Annotated in this window: 13 protein-coding genes; 4 read left to right on the top strand and 9 right to left on the bottom strand. The window is 67.7% G+C overall.

Annotation, left to right across the window (positions count from 1 at the left end):
- Nucleotides 1–104: 104 nt before the first annotated feature.
- The 6 genes from QWL29_RS00595 to QWL29_RS00570 all read right to left on the bottom strand — a co-directional run bounded on the left by QWL29_RS00595 (nucleotide 105) and on the right by QWL29_RS00570 (nucleotide 10,574).
- Nucleotides 105–3,155 carry a glycosyltransferase family 4 protein gene (locus tag QWL29_RS00595; RefSeq protein ID WP_305820945.1) on the bottom strand — a complete coding sequence of 1,017 codons (3,051 nt, stop codon included), beginning with the start codon at nucleotides 3,153–3,155 and terminating at the stop codon, nucleotides 105–107.
- Nucleotides 3,146–4,174, bottom strand: a complete 1,029-nt coding sequence (locus QWL29_RS00590; RefSeq protein WP_305820944.1) for a hypothetical protein — start codon at nucleotides 4,172–4,174, stop codon at nucleotides 3,146–3,148. The genes QWL29_RS00595 and QWL29_RS00590 overlap by 10 nt, the downstream gene beginning before the upstream one ends.
- 30 nt (nucleotides 4,175–4,204) lie before the next feature.
- Nucleotides 4,205–7,129: a glycosyltransferase gene (locus tag QWL29_RS00585; protein ID WP_305820943.1), complete on the bottom strand. Its 2,925-nt coding sequence runs from the start codon at nucleotides 7,127–7,129 to the stop codon at nucleotides 4,205–4,207.
- Nucleotides 7,130–7,137: 8 nt separating this feature from the next.
- Nucleotides 7,138–7,458: a hypothetical protein gene (locus QWL29_RS00580; protein WP_305820942.1), complete on the bottom strand. Its 321-nt coding sequence runs from the start codon at nucleotides 7,456–7,458 to the stop codon at nucleotides 7,138–7,140.
- Nucleotides 7,422–8,315 (bottom strand): sulfurtransferase, encoded by an 894-nt coding sequence (locus QWL29_RS00575; RefSeq protein WP_305820941.1) that lies wholly within the window; start codon nucleotides 8,313–8,315, stop codon nucleotides 7,422–7,424. Before QWL29_RS00575 ends, QWL29_RS00580 begins: the two co-directional genes overlap by 37 nt.
- Nucleotides 8,316–8,402: 87 nt before the next feature.
- Nucleotides 8,403–10,574, bottom strand: a complete 2,172-nt coding sequence (locus tag QWL29_RS00570; protein WP_305820940.1) for a glycosyltransferase family 4 protein — start codon at nucleotides 10,572–10,574, stop codon at nucleotides 8,403–8,405.
- 272 nt (nucleotides 10,575–10,846) lie between these two features.
- Here QWL29_RS00570 and QWL29_RS00565 point away from each other — a divergent pair, with 272 nt between their 5' ends.
- Nucleotides 10,847–11,599, top strand: coding sequence for a PEP-CTERM sorting domain-containing protein (locus QWL29_RS00565; protein WP_305820939.1), 753 nt, complete (start codon nucleotides 10,847–10,849; stop codon nucleotides 11,597–11,599).
- 158 nt (nucleotides 11,600–11,757) lie between these two features.
- Nucleotides 11,758–15,255, top strand: a complete 3,498-nt coding sequence (gene dnaE / locus QWL29_RS00560) for a DNA polymerase III subunit alpha (RefSeq protein ID WP_305820938.1) — start codon at nucleotides 11,758–11,760, stop codon at nucleotides 15,253–15,255.
- A gap of 311 nt (nucleotides 15,256–15,566) precedes the next feature.
- Here dnaE and QWL29_RS00555 read toward each other — a convergent pair whose 3' ends face one another.
- The gene (locus tag QWL29_RS00555) at nucleotides 15,567–16,859 is read right to left on the bottom strand and encodes a glycosyltransferase family 2 protein (RefSeq protein ID WP_502572774.1); all 1,293 of its coding nucleotides are present in this window, start codon (nucleotides 16,857–16,859) and stop codon (nucleotides 15,567–15,569) included.
- Between QWL29_RS00555 and QWL29_RS00550 the strand changes: the two genes are divergently transcribed.
- Together QWL29_RS00550 and msbA are read left to right on the top strand one after the other, a co-directional pair.
- On the top strand, nucleotides 16,810–18,048 hold the full coding sequence (locus QWL29_RS00550; RefSeq protein WP_305820936.1) for an O-antigen ligase family protein: 1,239 nt from the start codon (nucleotides 16,810–16,812) through the stop codon (nucleotides 18,046–18,048). The two genes, QWL29_RS00555 and QWL29_RS00550, sit on opposite strands and share 50 nt — an antisense overlap.
- Entirely contained in the window at nucleotides 18,038–19,768 is a 1,731-nt protein-coding gene (gene msbA, locus QWL29_RS00545) for a lipid A export permease/ATP-binding protein MsbA (RefSeq protein WP_305820935.1), read from the top strand. The genes QWL29_RS00550 and msbA overlap by 11 nt, the downstream gene beginning before the upstream one ends.
- A gap of 249 nt (nucleotides 19,769–20,017) precedes the next feature.
- Here msbA and QWL29_RS00540 read toward each other — a convergent pair whose 3' ends face one another.
- Complete coding sequence (locus QWL29_RS00540) at nucleotides 20,018–20,749, bottom strand: glycosyltransferase family 25 protein (RefSeq protein ID WP_305820934.1); 732 nt, start codon at nucleotides 20,747–20,749, stop codon at nucleotides 20,018–20,020.
- A gap of 157 nt (nucleotides 20,750–20,906) precedes the next feature.
- Nucleotides 20,907–23,168 carry a family 1 glycosylhydrolase gene (locus QWL29_RS00535; protein WP_305820933.1) on the bottom strand — a complete coding sequence of 754 codons (2,262 nt, stop codon included), beginning with the start codon at nucleotides 23,166–23,168 and terminating at the stop codon, nucleotides 20,907–20,909.
- Nucleotides 23,169–23,279 lie beyond the last annotated feature (111 nt).

The following is a 23,279-nucleotide window of genomic DNA, read 5'->3' as shown; positions in this document are numbered from 1 at the left end:
TAAGAATTAAAGCAACAAATCAAAGGCAGGCATTGTAACCTGCTGACCTCGTATAAGGATAATTTTTCTGTAAGCAATTGCTCCAGAAGCAACGCTTTTTGGTTTCAGGAAGAAAAAGCCTGTTGCAATTTGCGCCAGGCCTGGCGTGCGCTGTCGCGCCAGGTGAGTACCTCGACCAGGGCCGCCATCGCCTGGCGCTCGGGCAGCGAGAGCAGGCTGAAGCGTAATACCAGGTCCATCAGTGCCTGCCGGTCGCCAAGCGGGAAATACGCCGCGCCGGCGCCTGCCACTTCGCGGAACACCGCAATGTCGGAAGCGATGGCCGGAACCCGGTGCTGGGCCGCCTCGACGATCGGCAAGCCATAGCCTTCGGCGACCGAGGCGGCCAGCAGGGCCTGGGCGTGGCTGTAGCACAGGTTGATCTCGGCATCGCTGAAGCGCTCGACGAAGAACAGGCGCCGCCCCAGCTCGGGATGCCGGCGGATGCGCTGCATCAGGGCATCGACTTCCCAGCCTTCCTTGCCGGCCAGGCACAGGCGTGCCTGGCTGCCTCCATCCCACAGTGCATCGAAGGCGTCGAGTACCGCGTCATGGCCCTTGCGCGGCTCGATGGTGCCGACCATCAGGAACAGCGGGCTCGCGCTGTCGGCGGCCATGGCGGCCACTTCCGGCCGGATCGCCTGGTCGGCGCTGTCGGGCACGATGTCGGCGCCAAGGCGCCAGTAGTCCAGGCACAGCGGGTGCGGCGGATGCATGCCGTATTCGTCGAGGTAGGCGGCGACGTCGTCGCGCACCGCGCCGGAAATGCAGAGCAGCATATCGCTGTGCCGTACCGCCAGCCCGAACCAGCGCTGGAACACGGCCACCAGGCCGGCGCTGCAGAACTGCGGCATGCGCAGTGGGATGAGGTCGTAGACCACTGTGACGATGCGTCCGCCCAGGCGGCGCACCGACTCGAACACCGGGGCGAAATCCGGGTAGCGCTCCCATGACGAGTCGATCATGAACAGCAGGTCGCCGGGATGGATGTCGATGGCGCCGCCGGGCACCGCGCCGGCCGGGAGGCTCAGCAGGCGCGCCACGACCGCGCTGGCGCGGCGCAGTACGCCATCTTCCAGCTGCACCAGTTCGATCGGCGGCAAGTCTTCTTCCAGCAGGCACAGTTCGCGCGCCACGTTGCGTACCACGCGCTGGATACCGCTCAGCGCATCCGTGCGCGCCAGCTGGGTCACGTCGATCAGCAGCCGCGGCGCACGCCCGCTCATGAGGTTGGCCTGGGCATGGGCGGCCAGGTCATCGAGGGCGGCGGGAGCATGCCGGCCACCCTGCAGGTTGGCGGCGATGCATGCCGCCACGCGGCGTGGGCTGAGCGCATGGGCGGCGCCCAGCATGGCGGCCAGGAGCGCCGCCTGCTGCACGGGGCCGGCTTCGGCCGGCGCCAGCGGCGGCAGGGCCATGCCATGGCGCTGGCGCAGCGCCGCAACGGTGGCGGCATCGTCGAGGACCAGGCCGTACAGGGCTTCGTGCAGGCTGCGGCCGGGCGCCGGCGCCTTGCCTGCCGCCAGCCAGCGATGCAGGCCCTGCAAGCCGGCGTCGCGCAGCAGCAGCCCGGGGTCGGGTGCGTGCGCCGGGGCCGCATCGGGGGCGCCGGCAAGCCACAGCACTCCAGGGGCGGCGCGCATCAGTTGCACCAGCGCCGGACTCAGGGTCTCGGCCGCCAGCAGGTAGAGAATGGCGTCGGCACCCCCCAGGCGCGCTGCCAGGGCGGCGCGCGTGCGCTCGGCAGGGCGCGCCTGGGCCAGTTCGGCGGCATCGACGACGGACAGGTCGCACTGGCGGGCCAGCGCGTCGAGGGCGGCGGCGGCGAGGCCGCTTGGCGCTGCGGCGTGGACGACGGCCACCCGCAGGCCGGCGCTTCCGGCCTGCGGGTGCGGATGCGCGCATGCATGCGCGTGCGCGTGCGCGATCGCGCTCCAGGCGCGCCTGGCCGTGTCGCTCCAGCTGAAACCGCGCGCGTGCGTCAGGCCATGGCTAGCCAGTTCGGCTCGCCACGCATGGTCCTCCAGCACGCGCTCCAGGCTGGCCGCGATGGCGGCCGGCTCGGCAGCGTCGAACAGGGCGTCGGCGCGGCCGACGACTTCCGGAATCGCGGAATTGTCGGCCGCGATGACCGGCGCGCCGCAATGCATCGCCTCCAGTGCCGGCAGGCCGAAGCCTTCATAGAGCGAAGGGAACACGAAGACGGTGCAGGCATTGTAGAGCGAGACCAGGGTGTCCTCGTCGACGCGCCCGGTGATGACTACCTCGTCCTCCTCCAGTCCGGCTTCACGCATGAGCGTGCGGAACCGTTCGAGATCGCCGACCTGGTTGAGCACCAGTTGGTGGCCGCGGCGCGTCGCCGGCGCCAGCAGCGCATAGGCACGCAGCATGCCGCCCAGGTTCTTGCGGTAGTCGCCGTTCCCGGTGTACAGCACGAACGGCCGGACAATGCCGAGCTGGCGCACGGCGGCGTCGACCGCCTCGCGGTCTTCCAGGCGGCGGAAATGGGCGTCGGCGGCGCCGCCGATGTTCACCACGCGCTCCGGCGCAATGCCGAGCAGCCGGATGGCATCGTCGCGGGTGGCCTCCGAGATCGCCAGCAGCAGGTCGGCCTGCTTGAGATTGGCCAGGCGCCGCCGGTACCAGGCCGCGTAGGCCGGCGACGGGTCGAGGTGCTGTTCGGAAAACAGCAGGGGGATCAGGTCGTACAGCACGGCGACGCGCAGGTGCTGCGGCAGGAGCCCGTCGGGCTGGGCCGCCATGCCGCGCTCGCACCAGCCCTCGAAGGGACTGGCGCACAATATCGCATCGGCGCGGACGGATTGGTAGGCGGCATGGATCAGCGCGGACGCGATGTGTTCGTCGCGCGGTTCGTCCATGCCCGTGGCGCTCAGCGGCGGGTGGGTATACGACGAGCAGGCGCCGGGGGGCACCAGGCCGCCGAAAGAATGGCGCAGGCCGGCCGCGCTGTCCGGATACAGGCCGTTGGCGAGCAGGCGCAGTTCATGCATCCCGCGTTCGGCCGCCATGGCCTGGACCAGCGACAGGGTGTAGCGGCCGATGCCGCGCAGGCGCGAATCGGTCTGGCAGGGAAACAGGTCGAAAATCAGGCGCAATCGGAAGTCCTCGGCGAAGTGGCGTCCAGTTCCTCGAGCAGCAGGCTCTTGAACTGCGGTCCGACGATGTTGTCGGGATCGACAGTCAACGGCAGCAGGTGAGCCGCGCCTGGCGCCGCGCCCGGGCCGGCCAGCGCCGCGAGGCGACGCGCCAGCACCGGAAAACGCCGCCCCAGCGCAGCGGCGCGGCGGCCCAGGGCCGGACTGGCCTGGAGCCGGGCGGCCAGGCGCCCCAGCAAGGCTTGCGCCAGCCGGCGCGCGACACGGCGCAGCTGCTGCAAGGCAGGGCCGGGTTCGCGCCGCAGCCGCATGGCCCAGCGCAGCGGTTTCGTGATTTTCCAGGAGCTGCTGGCCAGGATGGCGTCGATATGCTGCTGCAGCATGCTGGCGCGGGCGCTGGCGGCCATGCCGTCCGACTGCGCCACGCGCAGGGCGCCGCGCGCCTGTTCGGCCTCGCGCAGGGAGTGCGCAAGCAGCTTGCGTCCTTCCTGCAGGCGCGCTTGCCAGGCAAGGCTGGCCGCTTCGGCCACCCGCTGCATGAGCGCCGGCTGGTCGCCGCCGACGAAGTAATGCAGCCCGTCGGCGCTGAGCACGAAGCGGTAACCGGCCGCGGACAGCGCCGCGCGCCAGTCCGCATCCGGCGCGGGCAGGGCAGCCTGGCCCGACTCGACCAGCAGTACGGGCGGACGGCAACCGTCGCCCTGCCAGTGTGCGAGCGCGCGCAGGGCGGCGCTGCCGCGCAGCGCCAGCCACTGCGCCCCGGGCATGCCTGCTGTCGCCAGCAGGCGGCCAAGGCATTCCTGCGTGCCGTCGCCCGCTACCGCCATCTGCATGCCGCGCCATCCGGCATCGGCGAACTCGCGCGCCAGGCGCGAAGGCTGGGCGCCGGGCGCCGCTGCGTCGAGATAAAACCCGGGTTCGAAGCCGAGCACGGCGAACAGGACGCTGTGCTCGGGCGCCGGCGGCAGGCCGGCGCCGGCACGCGGGACAGTGGGGTGGTGGCTTGCGGCAAAGGGCATGAACGGTTCGGTGCGTCGGTCAGGCCCGCATTATAGTAGAACAGGCAAGACCAGGCGGCCGGCGGCCGCAGCCTGGCGCAAGCGCATCTCCACTTGTGCGACATCCTCTTGCGGGTCGAAGCGCAGCGCCGCCACGCCGCATGCGCGCCAGGCCCCGGGCCGGTTGTCCGTGTCGGTACTGGCCAGCAGCACGTCCCCGTTGCCGGCCTCGGCTACGGCATCCTCGAGCCGCAGGTCGGCGCGGCCGATCAGGGCGAGCGTAAAGCCGCGCGCATAGCGGTAGAGGGCGCCATCGCGCCGCACCGGCTCGATGCGCCAGCCGGCCGGCGGCTGCGCGATCAGCGCGCGCAGGAAGGCGCGGCCAGGTGCATCTTCCTCCTCGCCGAGGCCGGCAATGTCGACCAGCAGCTGGCGCGCACCGCGCCGCGGCCGATTTGCCGCGATGGCCGCCGCCGTCTGCAGCAGGTCGGGTTCGGGCAGGTCGCCGGCCAGGGCGGCGATCAGGTCCTGTTCGGCGCCGGCGCCGCTGTCGCGCGCAAAGGACTCGATCGCGTCGCGGTACAGCATGCCGACCTGCGCCGGCGCATGGACCGCCCCCATGAAGGCGGCGGCGGCGGCGCCGAGGCGCGCGCGCAGGGCCGGATCGGCGTGCAGTGTCTCGATGGTGGCGCGCAGTTCGGCGTCGCCGAATGCGTCGGCCAGGCGCAGGCAGGTGGCGTCGGGCACCTCGGCGGCCGAGCCATGGGCGTTGACGATCGTCGCCAGGCCAAAGGCGAGGCAATCGAGTACGCCGGCCGAGGTTTCGCCGCGTGAGCTCGCGCGCAGCTGGACCGCGGCGTCGGCCGCGGCGAGGTGGGCGCGGTAGCAGGTCTCGTCGACATGGCCGGTGATGCCGATGCGCGGGTGGGCCGCGATACGGTCGCGCAGCGCGATGCCGAAACGGCCCGGCGCGGTTTCGCCGACGAACACCAGGCGGCAGCGCGGATCCTGCGCCAGATCGCTGGCAAGCCAGGCCTCGACGATGCGCTCGTTGCACTTGGGCGCGGACAGGATGCCGAACGAGCACAGGACGAAATCATCGTCGGCGTACCCGAGCGCACGCCGCGCAGCACTGCGGCCGGGCTCGGCCGGCGCGCGGCGCAACAGCGGCAGCACCTGCAGGCGCGCGGCGTAGTCCGCGCCGTACCAGCGGCGCACCAGGTCGGCGGCGTGGCGCGAATGGACGATGACGCCGGTGGCGCGGTCGAGCACCGGTTTGTTGCAGGGATAGGCAAGGCAGGAAGCGCTGCGCCCCTGTTCCTGTTCTTCGACCAGCGCCTGCCAGCCATGCGCCAGGTAGAGCGTGCGGCAATAATGATTCGGCAGCGGGTGCTCGGATTCGGCATGGCTGACGACGCCGCTCAGGAAAAAGTCGTGCAGGACAACCACGCCCGGATGGCGCTCCAGCAGGTCGAACATATGGGCGTGGAAAGCCGAATTGCCGAACTGGTAGACGATGCGCTCGAAGGCATGGGCGTGCTGGTCGAACCAGTCGACCGAGCGTTGCGGGTAGGGCAGGGCGCCGGCGCCGTCCTGGGCCAGCACCAGCTCGATGTCGTAATGGCGCGCCAGCTCCGGCAGCAGGTCGGCGCTGTAGTCGGCAATCCCCGAGCGCGCCGGCGGCAGGGGCGAGACGAAGGCCAGGCGCGGCTTGCCCACTGCGCCGGCGTTACGGGAGGGCGGGGCCATGCCTGTCTGCCGCTCCTGCAAGGCCTCGAACGCCTGGAATGCACGCTGCGCGCTGGCATCCCACGAAAAACGGGTGCTCTGGACCAGGCCATGCGCACGCAATGCGGCCTCACGCCCGGGATCGTTCAGCACGGCCGCCATGGCGGCGCAGATTGCTGCACGGTCGTGAGGGTCGAACAGCGCGTCGGCGCGTCCGATCACTTCCGGAATGCTGCTCGTGTCCGAGCCGATCACCGGCGCGCCGCAGGCCATCGCCTCGAGCGCCGGCAGGCCAAATCCTTCGTGCAGCGAGGGGAAGACGAACAGCGCCGTGCAGTTATACAAGGCCACCAGGTCGTCGTCGGGTACGAAGCCGGTCAGCACCAGGTCGTCGCCGGCCAGGCCCAGCTTCGCAGCCAGGCGTTGCAGGCGCTGGCGATCGGCTTCCTGGACGCTGCAGACGACGGCGAGCTGGTGCGCGCGGCGCAGCGCGGGCGGCAGCATGGCGTAGGCCTCGAGCAGGCCCTCGATGTTCTTGCGGTAGTCGATGCCGCCGGTGTACATGATGAAGCTGCGCGTCAGCTTGTAGCGCTGCAGAAGTTCCGTGCGCGCGTCCGGCGCGAGGTCGAGCGGACGGAACATGGCGTCGACCGCCGAGGAGATGTTCACCACGCGGTCGGCCGGCAGTTGCAGCAGCTCGATCGCCTCCTGGCGCGCCGAGCCGGAGATCGCCAGCAGCAGGCCGGCCTGCTTCAGGCTGTCGAGCTTGCGGTAGTACCAGGCCGCGACGTTCGGGTCGCCCAGGTAGCGCTCCTTGCGCATCAGCGGAATCAGGTCGTACAGCGTCACGGCGCTGTTGACGCGCCCCGCGCCGTGCAGGACCGAGGCGACCGAGTCGTCGCTCAGGCCCTCGAACAGGCTGGCGACGTGGACGATGTCGGGGCGCAGGCTGGCCAGGTAGTGTTCGCGGATCCGTTCGGCCGCGCGCACGCGCCAGGCATTGCGCGGATCGACTTCGCTGACCGGCAGCGGCGTCGCGAAGCTGGTGATGTGCGACTGCGGCAACAGCCGGCCAAAGGACTGGCGCAGCGCTTCGGCACTGTCGGGATAGGCCTGGTTCAGGACGATGCGCAGGTCGTGCCCGCCCGGATTGCGCGCCATGGCCAGGGCCAGCGCCATCGAATAACGGCCTATGCCGCGGTGCATGCTGGAAGCCTGGCATGCCTGCAGGTCGAGAATGATGCGCATCGGGAGTCTTACGGTGTATGGGTGCGGTCGATCGCGCGGCGCAGGTCTTGCAACACCTGGCGCGCACTGTCGGTGAGCTCGGCCTCGTCGGCGAGCACGGGCGGCAGGCTTTGCCAGTCGGCGCGGCGCGAGTGCGCCACGGCCGCGCGCACGCGTCCGGCCAGCCCGGGAAAACGGTAGATCTGGCGCCGCAGGAAGTCGTCCAGGCGCGGACGCGCCACGATGAAGGCGACCGCGCGCAGCGCGACCTTCTTGACGAGTCCGCGCACCAGGGAAGCGCCGCGCGCCATCCTCAGGCAGCCGCGCTCTTGTCCGCGCAATGCGGACACGACACGCCATACACGTACTGCGGCGACAGCTGCTCGCGCGGCGTGACCACGGCGCGGCAGGCGAAGCACTGGGTGGTGACGGTCGGTTCCAGCTTCGGATTCAGGGCGGTACGGTAGTCGAACACGAAGCAGTCGCCGCTGTAGTGGGCGCCGCCGACGTCCTCGAAGTACTTGAGGATGCCGCCTTCGAGTTGATAAACGTTGTCGTAGCCGATGTTCTGCATGTGGATCGCCGCCTTTTCGCAGCGGATGCCGCCGGTGCAGAAGGTGACCACGGTCTTGCCGGCGAAGTCGTCCTTGTGCGCGGCGATCACGTCGGGGAACTCGGTGAACTTGGCGATGCGGTAGTCGACCGTGTTGTCGAAGGTGCCGACGTCGACCTCGAAATCGTTGCGGGTGTCGACCATCACCACCGGCTTGCCGTTGTCGTCCACCCCCTGGTCGAGCCAGCGCTTGAGCGTGGCCGCATCCACCGAAGGCGCGCGGCCGAGTTCAGGCTTGATGAGCGGCATGCGCATGGTGATGATCTCGTTCTTGATCTTCACCAGCATGCGCTTGTGCGACTGCTCTTCCGAGTAGCTGTACTTGACCTCGATGTCGGCGAAGCGCGCATCCGAACGCAGCCAGGCCAGGTAGGCGTCGATGTCGGCCGGCAGGCCGGACAGGAACATGTTGATGCCTTCCGGCGTCAGCAGGATGGTGCCCTTCAAATTCCGTTCCTGGCACAGGGCCTGGAATTGCGGGCGCATGGCTTCGGTATCGTCGAAGCTGATGAATTTATAGGCGGCGATGTTGACGTAGCGCCCGCTCGCGGCGGACGTGCCGGCCGGCGCGGTCTGGTCGGTGGTGGTGTGCATGGCGTGGAAGAAGCAAAATTCTGGACAGCCGTTATTATAAGCTGCCCGGCTGCGCAGCCCTGCCGCAGGGCCGGGCTGCGGCTGTTTTCATGCCACTTCGCGCGCCAGCTGTTGCGCCAGCGCCGCGTCGGTGCAGAAGACGCGGTCGGCCACGGCCACGAGCGCGCGCAGCGCCGCGGCGTGCTCCGCATCGGCCGGCGCCACCTGTACCAGCAGGTTGACGATGACGCCGCGTGCGCGCCAGCCGGCCAGGATGGCAGCGCGCTCCTGAGTCTGGAGCTGGGCGACGGCCTCGGCAAGCACCACGACGGCGTCGCCCGGCGCCACATCCACCCAGTCGTCGCCGCGCGGCGCGGCTATGCCCAGCAGGCGCGCGCCGGCCTGGCGCGCATAACGGTATCGGTCCTGCGCGCCGTCGAAGTACACCGGTTCGACACGCACGCCGCCGCCGTCCGCGGCAAGCAGCGCCGCCACCAGCGCAGGGGGCGGCGTGCCGGCGTCGACCAGCAGCTGGCGCCGCGGCGTCCGCGCCGGCGCCGTCTCCTGTACCAGCGCGCCGGCCAGAGTTGCCAGGCTGGCGCCGCCATGCGCGGCCTGCGCCGCACGCAGCGCTGCCGCCTGCGCCAGCTCGTCCGCGTAAGCATGGTCGAGGGTGGCGCGGTACTGGGCCGCGCAGCGCGCCGGGCGGAAGCTGGCGTCGAGCAGGGCCACCGCGCGCTGGCCCATGGCGCGGCGGCGCGTTGCGTCCGTGCGCAGGGTTTCCAGCGCGGCGCCGAGTTCGGCCACCGCAAAACTGTCCGGCAGCTGCCACAGCGCATCGGGCGGGAATTCGGCCATCGAGCCGTTGGCGTTGACGATCGTCGGCAAGCCGTAGTTCAGGCAGTCGAGCACCGCGCCCGAACTTTCGCCATGGGCGTTGGCGCGCAGCTGCACGCCGGCGTCGGCCGCCTGCAGCCAGGTCCGGTACAGCGCGTCGTCGCACCAGCCGGCGATGCGGATGCCGGCTTCACCCCCGGCGCCGCGCACGATCTCGTCGACCCGCATGCCGTAGGGGCTGTCGTGGTTGGCGCCGACCAGCACCAGGACGCAGCGCGGGTCGCGCGCCAGGCTGGACCCCAGCCAGGCCTCCAGCAGCTCGTGCACCAGCTTGTTCGGCGCCACGAAACCGAAGCTGCAGACCAGGAACACGTCGTCATCGGTGCCGAGGGCGGCGCGGGCGGCGGCGCGGTCGTGCACGGCCGGCGGCTTGCGCGGGTGCGGGATGACGTCGATGTGCGAAACCGCCTGCGGCCCGTACCAGTCTTGCGCCAGCCGGCGCGCGTGCTGCGAATGGACGATCGTGCGCGTGGCCGCGTCCAGCACGCCCAGGCTGGCGGGCCAGGCCTTGTGCACCTGGACGCCGGCCGCTTCGTCGGCGGCGCAGCGGCGCATGCCGGCATAACCGTGTGCGTGGAACAGCGCGTCCTGCCAGGCGTTCGGCATGGCGCCGCTCATCTGGGCGTGGGCCAGCGCGCCGCCCAGGAAGAAGTCGTGCAGCACCACCACGCCCGGATGGCGCGCCAGCAGGGCGAACATGTGGCTGTGGAAGGGGCTGTTGCCGAACTGGTAGAGCACCTGGTCGTACTGCGCGCCATGTTCGGCGAACCAGGCGGCCTGGCGTACCGGCAGCCCGGCCAGCGCCGGCGGCAAACTCACCTCCGGCTGGTCGACCACCAGTTCGATCTCGAAGGCATCCATCAGCTCCGGCAGGAGTTCGACGGCATAGCTGGCAATCCCCGTGCGCTGCGGCGGCATCGGGCAGACGAAGGCCAGCTTGCGCCGCGCGCCGGGGACGGCCGGCGCGCGCGGCGCGGCCTGCATGCGCTGCAACTGGCGGTAGAGGCGCTGGCCGCGCGGCGACAGCGACGCCGGCGCCGCATCGCCAGGCGCCGCGCCGGCCGCGCCGACCCCGCCGCCCTGCAGCAGCATGCGGTAGGCGCGCGTGTACAGGCCGGGGAAGCGTTTCAGGATGCGCAGCGCCAGCTGGCGCACGCGCGGGCGGCGCAGCACAGCGCGTGCGGCCAGCATCAGCGGCGCGGCGAGGCGCCCGCGCGCAGGGCCCCCCCTGGCTGCGGGAGCGGCGGTGCCGGCAGGCGGCCAGGCGTGTGCCGGCAGCACGCTGATCGCGGGGGCGGCGCCGGATGTGGCCGCGGCGGCCGCTTCGGCCGGCGCAAGCAGCAGCGCGGCCAGGGCGGCGCCTTCGCGCTGGGGCAGGATCATCGGAAAACGGCCGGCAAGGGGCCGGTGGCTGGGCAAAGTGGGTAGGAGTGCATGAGGCGCGAGTGGAAAGCCTGGGAAAGGTGAACAGTATTATAAGCGCGGGGGCTTTCTGGGCGAATTGCCAGATTATTGATTGTCGGAAAACTTTACACTGTGCAATTAGTTTTAGAATGGAAATAAGCTAAGTTGCTGTTTCATTTAAGAATTTTCTTTTAGGCATGATTCATGCTTGTAGAGCAGCGGTTCTTTATTTTGACTTACGCTCACTATCCATGAAAAAACTTATTCTCACCGCCGCTTCGCTCGTTCTCGCCTCCAGCGCCCACGCCGGCATCGTCGTTGCCCACGACAACTTTGACGGCGCCAACGCCGGCTTCAACGCAGGCTGGTCCACCGACATCACCAGCAGCAAGAACAAGCCGTCCGTCACCACCGTCAATGGCAACAAGTCGCTGACCTTCGGCGCCAACGCGGATCGCGCGGCCTACTGGAACCTGGCCGAGACCCAGACCGGCGGCATCATCGTCGACTTCAGCTTCTCGTACACCGGCACCCTGGGCAACAACGACTTCATGGGTCTGTGGCTGGGCAATGCGGATGGCCCGAGCTTCGGCCTGAAGTCCAATTGCGGTAACGGCAGCTGCACCAACGACCTGTACGTGCGCACCGTCGGCACCGATGGCCCCTGGCTGCTGGGCAGCGACCTGGTCGCCGGCCAGAGCTACCACCTGCTGGGCTACCTGTCGAAGACCGGCGGCTCGGATTACTACAACAGCTTCGCCGCCTGGATGAACCCGACTGCCGACGAAATGAACTCGCTGACCGGCGCCGACAAGGTCGCCACCGGCGCCAGCAAGATCAAGTCGGTCTCGCAGATCGGCATCCGCACCGTGAACATCGACAGCGGCGTGAAAGTCAGCATCGACAACCTGCGCGTGAGCGAAGTGCCGGAACCGGCATCGCTGTCGCTGTTCGGCCTGGCGCTGGCCGGCCTGGGCCTGGCCAGCCGCCGCAAGCGCGGCTGATCGGTTCGCGTTACGGGAGAACCCGGCTGCGGCCGGGTTTTTTCATGGGCGGTTGTTGTGAAACCGCAACTTCTCGCTGCGAGGCAGGGCCTTGGCAGGCGCTGCCAAAACCGCCCGGGCGACCACCGGCTTCCCGCCTGCCGAGGTAAAATGACGGGATGACTTCCCCGACTTTCACCCATCTCCGCGTCCACTCCGAATACTCGATCGCCGACGGCCTGGTCCGCATCGACGATCTGGTGGGCGCCGCCAGCAAGGATCAGCAGCCGGCCCTGGCCATCACCGACCTGGCCAACATGTTCTGCATGGTGCGCTTCTACAAGGCGGCGCGCGGCAAGGGGATCAAGCCGATCATCGGGGTCGACGCCTGGATCACCAACGACGACAACCGCGACAAGCCGCACCGCCTCCTGATCCTCGCAAAAAACCGCAGCGGCTACCTGCAGCTGTGCGATTTGCTGTCGAAGGCCTCGCTCACCAACCAGTACAAGGGCCGCGCCGAGCTGCGCGTCGAGTGGCTGGAAGCGCTGGCGACGTCTGTCTCGACCCTGGAACCCGAGGTGAACCAGGCCAATGCGCTGATCGTACTCTCGGGCGCCGGCTTCGGCGACGTCGGCCAGGCCATCGACAACGGCGACATCGCCCGCGCCGAAAAGGCGGCCGAGCGTTGGGCGCGCATCTTCCCCGGCCACTTCTACATCGAGATCCAGCGCGCCGGCCAGCCGAACCAGGAACAGCAGGTGCGCCATTCGGTGGCGCTGGCTGGCCGTCTCGGTTTGCCGGTGGTGGCCACGCACCCGGTGCAGTTCATCAGCAAGGACGAATTTATCGCCCACGAGGCGCGCACCTGTATCGCCGAAGGCGAGATGCTGGCGAATGCCAAGCGCGTGCGCCGCTTCAACGAGGAGATGTGCTTTAAATCCCAGGCCGAGATGGCCGAGCTGTTCAAGGACTTGCCGGGCGCCCTGGCCAATTCGGTCGAAATCGCCAAGCGCTGCAACGTCACGCTCACGCTGGGCAAGCCGCAACTGCCGGACTTCCCGACGCCCGAAGGCATGACCATCGACGACTTCCTGGTGTCGGAGACCAAGAAGGGCCTGGAAGAGCGTTTGATCCAGCTGTTCCCCGATCCGGCCAAGCGCGAGGCCGAGCGCCCGCGCTACGAGGCGCGCCTCGAGTTCGAGAACCAGACCATCATCAAGATGAAGTTCCCGGGCTACTTCCTCATCGTTGCCGAGTTCATCCAGTGGGGCAAGAACAACGGCGTGCCGATCGGCCCGGGCCGCGGTTCGGGTGCGGGCTCGCTCGTCGCCTACTCGCTGAAGATCACCGACCTGGATCCGCTGAAGTACAACCTGCTGTTCGAGCGTTTCCTGAATCCTGAACGCGTCTCGATGCCCGACTTCGACATCGACTTCTGCCAGGAAAAGCGCGAACTGGTGATCCAGCACGTGAAGGATCTGTATGGCCGCGACGCGGTGTCGCAGATCGCCACCTTCGGCACCATGGCGGCCAAGGGCGCAATCCGCGACGTTGGCCGCGTGCTCGACTTCGGCTACAACTTCTGCGACGGCATCTCGAAGCTGATCCCGTTCAAGCCGGGTAAACCAGTGTCGATCGCCGAGGCCATCGAGGAAGAACCGCTGCTCAAGGAGCGCCTGGAGAACGAGGAAGAGGTCAAGCAGCTGCTCGACCTGGCCCAGCAGGTCGAAGGCATCACGCGCGGCATCGGCATGCACGCCGGCGGCGTCTTGATCGCGCCGGGCAAGCTCACCGACTTCTGCCCGCTGTACACCCAGGGCGGCGACGCCGGCGTGGTGTCGCAGTACGACAAGGACGACGTCGAAGCCGTCGGCCTGGTCAAGTTCGACTTTTTGGGCTTGACCACGCTGACCATTCTCGACCGCGCCGTGAACTACATCCGCGCGCTCGATCCGGTGGACGCCGATTTCAATTTGGAGACGCTGCCGCTGACCGACCGGCCGTCGTATAAATTGCTGTCGGATGCGAAGACCGTCGCCATTTTCCAGCTGGAGTCGCGCGGCATGCAGGGCATGCTGAAGGATGCGCGTCCCGACCGCTTCGAGGACATCATTGCGCTCGTCGCCTTGTACCGTCCGGGCCCGATGGACCTGATCCCCGACTTCTGCAAGCGCAAGCACGGCGAAAAGTTCGACTATCCCGATCCGCGTACCGAGTCGATCCTGTCCGAGACCTACGGCATCATGGTCTACCAGGAGCAGGTGATGCAGATGGCGCAGATCGTCGGCGGCTACTCGCTGGGCGGCGCCGACATGCTGCGCCGCGCGATGGGTAAAAAGAAAGCCGAAGAGATGGCCGAGCACCGCGAGATCTTCCGCGCCGGTGCGGCGAAAGACGGTTTGTCGACCGAAAAGGCCGACGAGATCTTCGACTTGATGGAAAAGTTCGCAGGCTACGGTTTCAATAAATCGCACGCCGCCGCCTACGCACTGCTGTCGTACCACACGGCGTATCTGAAGGTGCACCACACGGCGGCCTTCATGGCAGCCAACATGTCGCTGGCGATGGAAGACACCGACAAGATCAAGATCCTGGTCGAGGATGCGATCGATGTCTGCAAACTGACCATCCTGCCGCCGGACGTCAACGAATCGCAGTTCCGCTTCACGCCGGAAGGCGCGCCACGGTCCGTCACCGGCAAGCAGGTGTCGAACATCCGCTATGGCCTGGGCGGCGTGAAGGGTGCGGGGCAGGGCGCGATCGAGGCGATCATCGCCGCCCGCAACGAAGGGGGCAAGTTCAAGGACCTGTTCGACTTCTGCAAGCGCGTCGACCGCAAGCAGATCAACCGCCGCACCATCGAGTCGCTGATCCGCGCCGGCGCCATGGATGCCTTCGGCGTCGACCGCGCGATCCTGCTGGCCTCCGTCGCATTCGCGATGGAAGCGGCGGGCCAGGCCGCGGCCGCCGCCAACCAGGTCAGCCTGTTCGGCGGTGACGATTCCGACCTGGTGGCCCCGCCCGACTATGTAAAAGCCACGCCCTGGACCGACCGCCAGAAGCTGTCCGAGGAAAAGATCGCGCTTGGTTACTACCTGTCGGGCCACATGTTCGACTCCTTTTCGCAGGAAGTGCGGCGCTTCGCCAAGACCAAACTGAAGGATCTGGAGCCGTCGCGCGAGCCGCGCATGCTGTGCGGCGTGATCACCGGCGTGCGCACCCAGATGACCCAGCGCGGCAAGATCCTGATCGTGGCGCTGGACGACAAGACCGGCGTGGTCGAGGTCACGGTGTACAACGAGGTGTTCGAGCAGAACCGTAACGCCTTCAAGGAAGACGAATTCCTGCTGGTGGTCGGCAAGGTGTCGGAAGACCGCTTCAACGGCGGCCTGCGCATCACGGCCGAAAAAGTATTCGACATCGCCGCCGCCCGCATCCACTACGGCCACAAGCTGGAGATGGACATCGAGTGCGGCATCAGCACGGCCAAGATGGCCGAGGTGCTGTCGCCCTACCGCCACCCCGACGGGCTGCCGGTCAGTTTGCGCGTGAAGCCGCAGGGCGTGGAATGCATTTTGCAGCTGGGCGACGAATGGCGCGTGGCGCCGTCGGATGCGCTCAAGCATGCGCTCGAGCTGAACCTGGGGGCGAAGGACGTGGCGGTCGAGTACTGATTTAGTCGCTGTGTTGGCAGTGACTATGTAGAGGATGTGAAAAAATCGTCAGGGCAAGGGATACGGCCTACCGGCGCCGAGTCGAAGACAGTACGAGCGTACGGCGAGACGAGGCAACGCAGCCATGGCGATTTTTTCACATCCTCGTAGGGTGGGCGCCCCATGCCCACGCGTTACGCATGCATGATGATGGCCGTGTTTGGATACGCAAAGGGGGCCAACAATGTTCATCGTTCACGCGTGGGCACAGGAGCGCCCACCCTACCGTATTCCGCGGCTAACAACTCCGGTCGTGCTGGTGGAAATACCGGTCAGGCCACCGCCTTGCGCTGCAAGACCTTGATCTTCCGCGCCAGGAATTTGCCCAGCACGAAAGCGAAGTTCCCCGCTAACAGCTTGCGCACCTGCGAGGCGGCGCGGCGGTCGGCGCGGCGGTCGTGGCTGTCGAGCACCGTGCCTTCCATCGCCGCCAGCACCACATCGAGCGGGTTGAACAGATTCTGCGCCAGCAGCGCCTGCACGTCCGCACGCGCCGCCTTGCCCTCGCTCCAGCCCATTTCGTAGGTACGCTTCAGGATCACGTTATAGAAATGGATGGTCGCGGCGTCGATGTGCAGGCGCAGCGCGTCGCTGATGGGTAGGGTCTCGAAGTGGCGGCGGATGTGCAGGACCGCTTGCGCGAAGTCGGTACACCACTTGTGCGACAGGCCGCGCTTCATGCTGCCCGGATGCTGGCGGTAGTTGAAGCAGGGCTGGGCCAGGCGGACCAGGCTGGCGCAGTCGGCGATCAGCTGCGGCGTGGTGGTGATGTCCTCGAAGGTGCGGCCCGGCGGGTAGAGCGGATCGGGCTGGCGCGCGTAGATTTCGCGCCGCATCACGTTGGCCCAGGCATAGCACTGGCGGTCCATGAAGAAGGTGCGCAGGATGGCTTCGCGGTCGGTCACCAGGGCGCCGGCCGGGTAGCCGCGCTCGATCAGGCGCGTGCGGCGCATGTTGTGCGGGTGCCAGTCGTTGAAGTCGACCGCGATCACGTCCGGGCGGTGCTGGTCGATGATGCCGTCCAGCGCGGCGATGGTGCCGGGCAGGACCATGTCGTCGGCGTCGAGGAACAGGATGTACTCGCCGGTGGCGGCGTCGAGCAGGCGGTTGCGGGTGGTGGCCAGGCCGGCATTGGCCTGGCGGATCAGGCGGATCGCCAGCGCCGGGTGGGCCTGCTGCAGCGTTTCGACCACCTGCGGCGTGGCGTCGCGCGAGCCGTCGTCGATGACGATCAGCGCGTGCGCGGGCCCCATCTGGTCGATCACCGAGCGCAGGGTGGCGCCAAGATGCTGCTCTGCGTTGTAGGCGGGGACGAGGATGGAAAGCCTGGGTGCCGTGTTCATCGCGATGGATCTCTTTCTATACTGCGCTGCGCGGCTGTGTGTTGGCAGGCGCGCCGGCTTCAGCGATAATGATTTGAAAATTTTTTGCCGTCCAGCTTGGTGAGCGTCCGATGCGCCTGTCCTGCCGGGCCGGCAAGAATATCCTACCTCTGAGCTGATGGACAATAAGTTGATGAAAACGATGGCCCCGTCGCGGCTATGGACAGGCGCCCTTGTCTTCATGGTGCCCGCGCTTTGCCTGATTACCGGACCCGGCATTGGCCTGGCCAGTTTCCTGCTCCTTCTCACCGCCCTGTGCATGCCGCGCCCGGCCTGGTCCGCGCTGCGCCGCCACTGGCCCGACATCCGCTGGGTCGTGCTGGCCTTTTTGTTCAACTTCGCGCTGGTGCTGCTGTACTTCGTGCTGCGGCCCGAGCAGCCGCTCAGCTCCCTGGAAAAGCCGCTGCGCATGCTGTGCGCGGCCAGTGCGCTGGCCGTGGTGCTGGTGGCGCGCCCGCCGCGCCGGGCGCTATGGTGGGGCGTGATTGCCGGGGCCTTCGGCGCCATGTGCTTCGTCGGCTGGCAGCGCATCGTGCTCGGCATGGAGCGCCCGGGCGGCATGATCAATGCGATCACCTTCGGCGACATCGCCCTGGCCATGGGCATGGTGGCGCTGGCGGCCACCATCGACTTCCGCCGTGAAGGCCGGCGCGTCCTGTGGCCGCTGCTCGGCGGCCTGGCCGGCATCCTGGCGCTGGTGATGACCGGCACCCGCGGCGGCTGGATTGCGCTGGCGCTGGCGGCCCTGCTGTGCATGCGCCTGGCCCACCTGGGCAGCAGCCGCAATGTGCGCCTGCTGATCGGCGCCGGCGTGGCGCTGGCCGCCGTGCTGTACTTCGTGCCGGCCACCGAGATCCAGCTGCGCGTGCAGCAGGGGATCGACGACGTGCGCCGCTGGGAAAGCGGCGAATACAAGTTCACCAACATGGGCATCCGCCTCGAACTCTGGAAGGGCGCGGGCATGCTGATCGCCCAGCACCCGTGGGTGGGGCAGGACCCATCCACCGCGCACGAGCAGGTGGTGCGCTGGGTAAAGGACGGCACCCTGTCCGACGTGGCGCTGGCGCCCCAGCACCTGCATAATGACGTCTTGCAGGCGCTGGCCAGCGGCGGCGTGTTCGGTTTATTGTCCCTGATCGGCATCCTGGCCGCGCCGTTCGCCTTCTTTGCGCGCCAGGCGAAACTCGCCGCCCTGCGCGGCGGGCCGCCGAATGCGCCGGCCCTGGCCGGCATGCTGGTGGCGCTCGGCTACTTCGCCTTCGGCCTGACCGAGATGATGTTCTGGTCCGGCAAGGCCTGCATCTTTTACGCGCTGATGATTTTCATCCTCATGGGCCTGAGCCTGAACCAGAAAGAAGAATGTGGAAACTAGCACCATCGTCAAACGCCTGCTGGCGATCGTCAAACCCTACCGCCCGCGTGCTTTCCTGGCGGTGCTGGCGATGGCCGGTACTGCCGCCACCCAGCCGATGCTGGGCCGGGCGCTCCAGCTCCTGCTCGACAAGGGCATCGGTCCGAACAAGGTGGAATTCAGTTTGTGGCTGGTGCCGGGCATCCTGATCTCGATCTTCGCGCTGCGCGGCGTGTTCACCTTTTCCACCGCCTACCTGAACAACTGGGTGCTGAGCCGCGTGCTGAACGATTTGCGCCGCATGGCCTTCTCGCGTGTGCTGCGCCTGCCGGTGGCGCGCTTCCACGAAGAGTCGACCGGCAAGATCATCAACACCGTGATCGGCGATGTGCGCCAGGTGGTCGACATGATCAACTCGGTGTTCGTGGCCTACGTGCGCGACGTGCTGGTGGTGCTGGGGTTGCTGGGCGCGCTGCTGTACCTGAACTGGCGCCTGACCCTGATCGCCATGGTCGTGGTGCCGCTCACCGCCGTCATCGTGCGCACCACCACCGGCCGCCTGCGCCGCCTGAACCGCGACAACCAGCGCGTGACCCAGGAAATGACGCAGGTGGTGGAAGAAGCCACGCGCGGCCACCAGGTGATCCGCGTGTTCTCGGGCGAAGCCTACGAACGGCGCCGCTTCGAGCAGCGCAGCGAAGCCATGCGCGGCTTCTCGCAGCGCATGACGGTGGCGTTTGCCGCCACCACCCCGATCACGCAGGTGGCCACGGCGGTGGCGGTGTCGGTGGTGATCGTGATGGCGATCCAGTCGGACATGACGGTCGGCGAGTTCACCAACTTCACCACCATGATGCTGATGCTGCTCACGCCGCTGAAATCGCTGGCCGAAGTGAATGGCCCGATGCAGCGCGGGATCGCGGCGGCGGAAACCGTGTTCTCGATCATCGACGCCCCGGTCGAGCACGACCCGGGCACGCGCACCATCGAACGCGCGCAGGGACATGTGCAGTTCCAGGACGTGACGTTTACCTATCCAGGCGCGCAGTCTCCGGCGCTGGACAAGGTCACGCTCGACGTGGCGCCGGGCCAGACCGTGGCCCTGGTGGGCGTGTCGGGCGGCGGCAAGTCCACTTTTGTGAACCTGGTGACGCGCTTCTACGATCCGCAAGCGGGCCGTGTGTTGCTCGACGGCGTGCCGTACGAGGAACTCACCATGGCCAGCCTGCGCAGCCAGCTGGCGATGGTCAGCCAGAACGTGGTGCTGTTCGACGATACGCTGGCGGCCAACATCGCCTACGGCGCCGAGCGCATCGACTACGAGCGCCTGGCCGCGGCCGTGAAGGCGGCGCACCTGACCGACGTGGTGGCCAGGCTGCCGGAAGGCGTGGAAGCGCGCATCGGCGAGAACGGCATGCGCCTGTCGGGCGGCCAGCGCCAGCGCGTGGCGATCGCGCGCGCGATCTACAAGGATGCGCCGGTGCTGATCCTGGATGAAGCGACATCGGCGCTGGACAACGAATCCGAACGCGCCGTGCAGGCGGCGCTCGACACGCTGATGGCGGGGCGCACCACGCTGGTGATCGCGCACCGTTTGTCGACCATCGAGCGCGCCGACCGGATCGTGGTGATGGAGGCGGGGCGGATCGTCGAGCAGGGGACGCACGACGCGCTGCTGGCGGCGAATGGGATGTACGCGAATTTGTACCGGCTGCAGTTTGCGGCGGCTTCAAACGGGTGATCGGCTCCGGCTTCGTGCCGGATGAATCGTCTGCTACGTATCACCGCGTGGGCACAAGTGCCCACCCTACGTTGTTGTAGCCGCTGGCAGCAGCATATGTAGGGTGGGCACTCGTGCCCACGCGGTTACGTGCGTATCCGTAGCCCGCTGCAGCGACCGTAGGGTGGGCACTCGTGCCCACGCGGTTACGCGCGTATCCGTAGCCCGCTGCAGCAAGGTGTCGCCCACCAGCGCAGACAGCACCACGTATCAGAACCTGCGCAAGCCATTCGCCAGGTTGGTGAACAAATTGGCGAACCGGTAAAACGTCTTGTACGCAAACCGCTTCAGCCCCAGCACAAACCCCTTCTCGCGCTGGTTGCGCACATCGATCCCGATCACCGAATCCTCATGCGTCGGATACACCCCATGCGGCACCACCGCGTGAATCAGCTCGCCGTGATCGAAGGTGTACTTCAGGAACAAATCGATCGGCGCCCGGATCGTGCGCGCATGCGCCAGCAGCTTTTTCGCGCCCTGCGGCGTGATCACATACCCGGTCATGCACATGCCCACATCCAGCTGCTTGACCAGGCTGAAGCCGGCACTGGTATCCGAGGTCATCACCGTGTGCTTCTCCAGCGGCTCCAGGCGCACGAACGACACCTGGTCTGCAAACTTGCCTACATAGTCCAGCCCCGCCTCGAAGTCCGGCGTCAGCTGGAAGTCGTCTTCCAGCACCACGATCGGCTCGTTCAGTTCCACGCTCTTTTCCCAGGCCAGCAGATGGCTGACATAGCACCCCAGTTCGCCCGGCGCGGCGCGGCGGCGGCGGTGCACCAGGAAGCTCGCTTCGTCGTAGTTGGCGAGGTAGGGATGCTTGTCGACGCGGCCGTCGACGGCGTCGATGAACGCGAAGGGAAGGTTGCGCGAACCGAGCTTGTGCGCGACGAGGGCGCGCCGCTCGCGGCTGGACGGCAGACTGATGACGAAGATTTTCAAGGCTGAACCTGTAGGAGTCGCAGGGAATGCCGGGCAGGCCGGCGCAGGCTGCATGTTACCGCATCGGCCTCGTCGCGTGCAGGCAGGGGCCGCTGCAAAAAAACGGCCGCCGCCCGGCGCGTGCTGCGTCGGACGGCGGCCCGGTACGACCAAATACTCAGCGCGCGTAGTGCGCCGCTTCGCCCACCAGTTCGCCGTCGTCGCTGGCGTGCTCCTCGAGCGCCTTCATGTAGCGCGCCAGGGCGTCGTCGAGCGACGGCAGCAGCAGGCCGCGCTCGCTGCCCAGGGCCGAGTAGCCAGGACGCACCGCCTTGTAGCCGGATTCGGCGGCGGGACGCTCGACCAGGCCCCTGGCGTCGACGCCGGCTGCCGCGCAGGCCTTGCGGGCCAGCTCGGCCCAGGTGATCGCCTCGCCGTTCGCGAGGTGCCAGATGCCGCGCTCGCGGTCGACCAGCAGATCGAGGCTGGCGTTCACCAGGTCGGGCACATAGGTCGGCGACACCACCAGGTCGTTCGAGGCTTCGAACCGTTGGCCCCTGCGCAGGGTATTGATGGCCTGGGTGACGAAGTTGTGGCCGTCCCAGGGGCCGAAGAAGGAGCTGGTGCGGATCACCAGCGCCTGCGGGTCAGCTTCCAGCACACGGCGCTCTGACTCGGCCTTGCTGCGCCCGTACACGCCGAGCGGCGCCACCGGGTCGGACTCGACGTAAGGCGTGCTCTTGGCGCCGTCGAACACCAGGTCGCTGGAGAAGGTCATGAAGCGGATCGCGTGGCGGATGCAGGCCAGCGCCAGCACCGTCGGGCCATGGGTATTCGCGGCCATGCACGCTTCGCTCTCGGCCTCGGCATCGTCGACGCGCACGTAGCCGCCGGCATTGATGACGGCCCAGGGCTTGAAGCGCTGGATCGCCGCCTCGACCGAGGCCGGGTCGGTGATGTCCATTTCCTGGCGCGTCAGCACGTGGTGGGCCAGATTGCGCTTTTCGCAGATGCGGGCATAGGCCGAGCCCAGGGTGCCGGTGGCGCCGACGATCAGGATCGGCTGCACCTGCTGCGACTTGAAGGGATCGCGCACGGCGATGTCGGCCACGGCGGTGCGGGTGGCGACCGGTTTGCACAGGAAGCGTCCGGGACGGCGCCACCAGCCCTGGCCTTGCAGCACCGGGTTGGTCAGCGGGCGGCCGGAGGACAGCTCGCGCATCAGGGTCGCCACGGCGGTAGGCCGTGGTTCCGGGCCGCGCACATCGAACGGGCCCGGCTCATAGTAGCCGCGGCATTCGGTGACCAGGCAATTCCAGTCGTAGGAGCCGAGCAGGGCCCAGACCGTGACGGCGCGCACGTCGGCGCCGCCGGCGCGCGCCTTTTTCGCCGCGTTCCAGATTTCGAGCAGCCAGCGCATCTGGTCTTCGCGGTTGGCGTCGATGTGCGCTTCGGTAATCGCAATCGGCAGGCCGTAGCGCTCCCAGGTTTCGTGCAGCAGCGGCCCGATGCCCGGGGTTGGCGTGGCCAGCACGCGCGGGGTCTCGATGTCGGCATGCGGCACGCCGTCGTACTCGTGGCAGCGGTCGTGCGGATAGCGCTCGGTGCGGTGATCCAGCCAGCGTTCGCTGGTGGCGTAGTAATTGACGCCGATGATGTCGGGCGGGCAGGGATTATCGCGGAACCACAGCAAATCCTCAGGCGTGGCGCCCGATTCGATCAGGTAGTTCCACATCTTGTGTTCGGGATCGACCATCCCGCACAGCAGATCCCAGCCCAGCCAGCGCCGCTCGTTGAAGAAGTCGGCCAGCCATTGCATCTCCGGGGTGCCGTAGGTCTTCGACAAATCGTCGGTCTGGACCAGTTTCGCATCCGGATTCACGGCGCGGATGGCGCGCATCGACAGCACGGTGGCTTTCGTCTCGATCAGCAGGGCCTGCACGAAGATGGCGTGGCTTTTACCGTGCGGGTACCAGACGCCTGCCAGACCCGAGAAGCGCGCCGTGGTCAGGATTTCGTTGACCGGGGTGTAGTACTCGGCCCAGGGATAGCGTGCTGCTACCGCACCGGCGTACTCGGCGAGCTTTTCGGGGAAGGCTGGATCGACCAGGCTGGTGTGCTCCGGACCGCTGCCGTGGTGGACCAGGCCGACGATCGGGGTGACGCCGAGCCGCTGCAGGGCCGGCAGGCGCGCGTCGGACCAGGACCAGTCGGCGGTCTCGATGCCGTTGGGGGCGGTGCGCTCCCACAGGACCGGATAGCGGATGGCCTTGATGCCGAGGGAAGCAAAGCGTTCGATGTCCTGCAGGCGGCTGGCGTGGCCGTTGCGGTCCATCTGGCTGAAGTACTGGTCGCGCACGCGGTTGACCGTGCATTCGAGTCCGCCCCAAAGCGCCAGCTCGGATGCGGTATCTGGCTGGATCTGCTTGTCAATGTTCATGAGGATTTACCTGCTTTAGTGAAGACAGGCTTAAGCCTAGCGGCCTCGGAGATGCAGTTATGTTAAGCGGCGAACATAACGGAGACATTTCGGACTAGTCCTACTTTTACC

Source organism: Massilia brevitalea, assembly GCF_030711405.1.
GTDB lineage: Bacteria > Pseudomonadota > Gammaproteobacteria > Burkholderiales > Burkholderiaceae_D > Telluria > Telluria brevitalea.
Note: the sequence above shows the minus strand (reverse complement) of the source record. Positions and strands in the feature narration are given on the sequence as shown.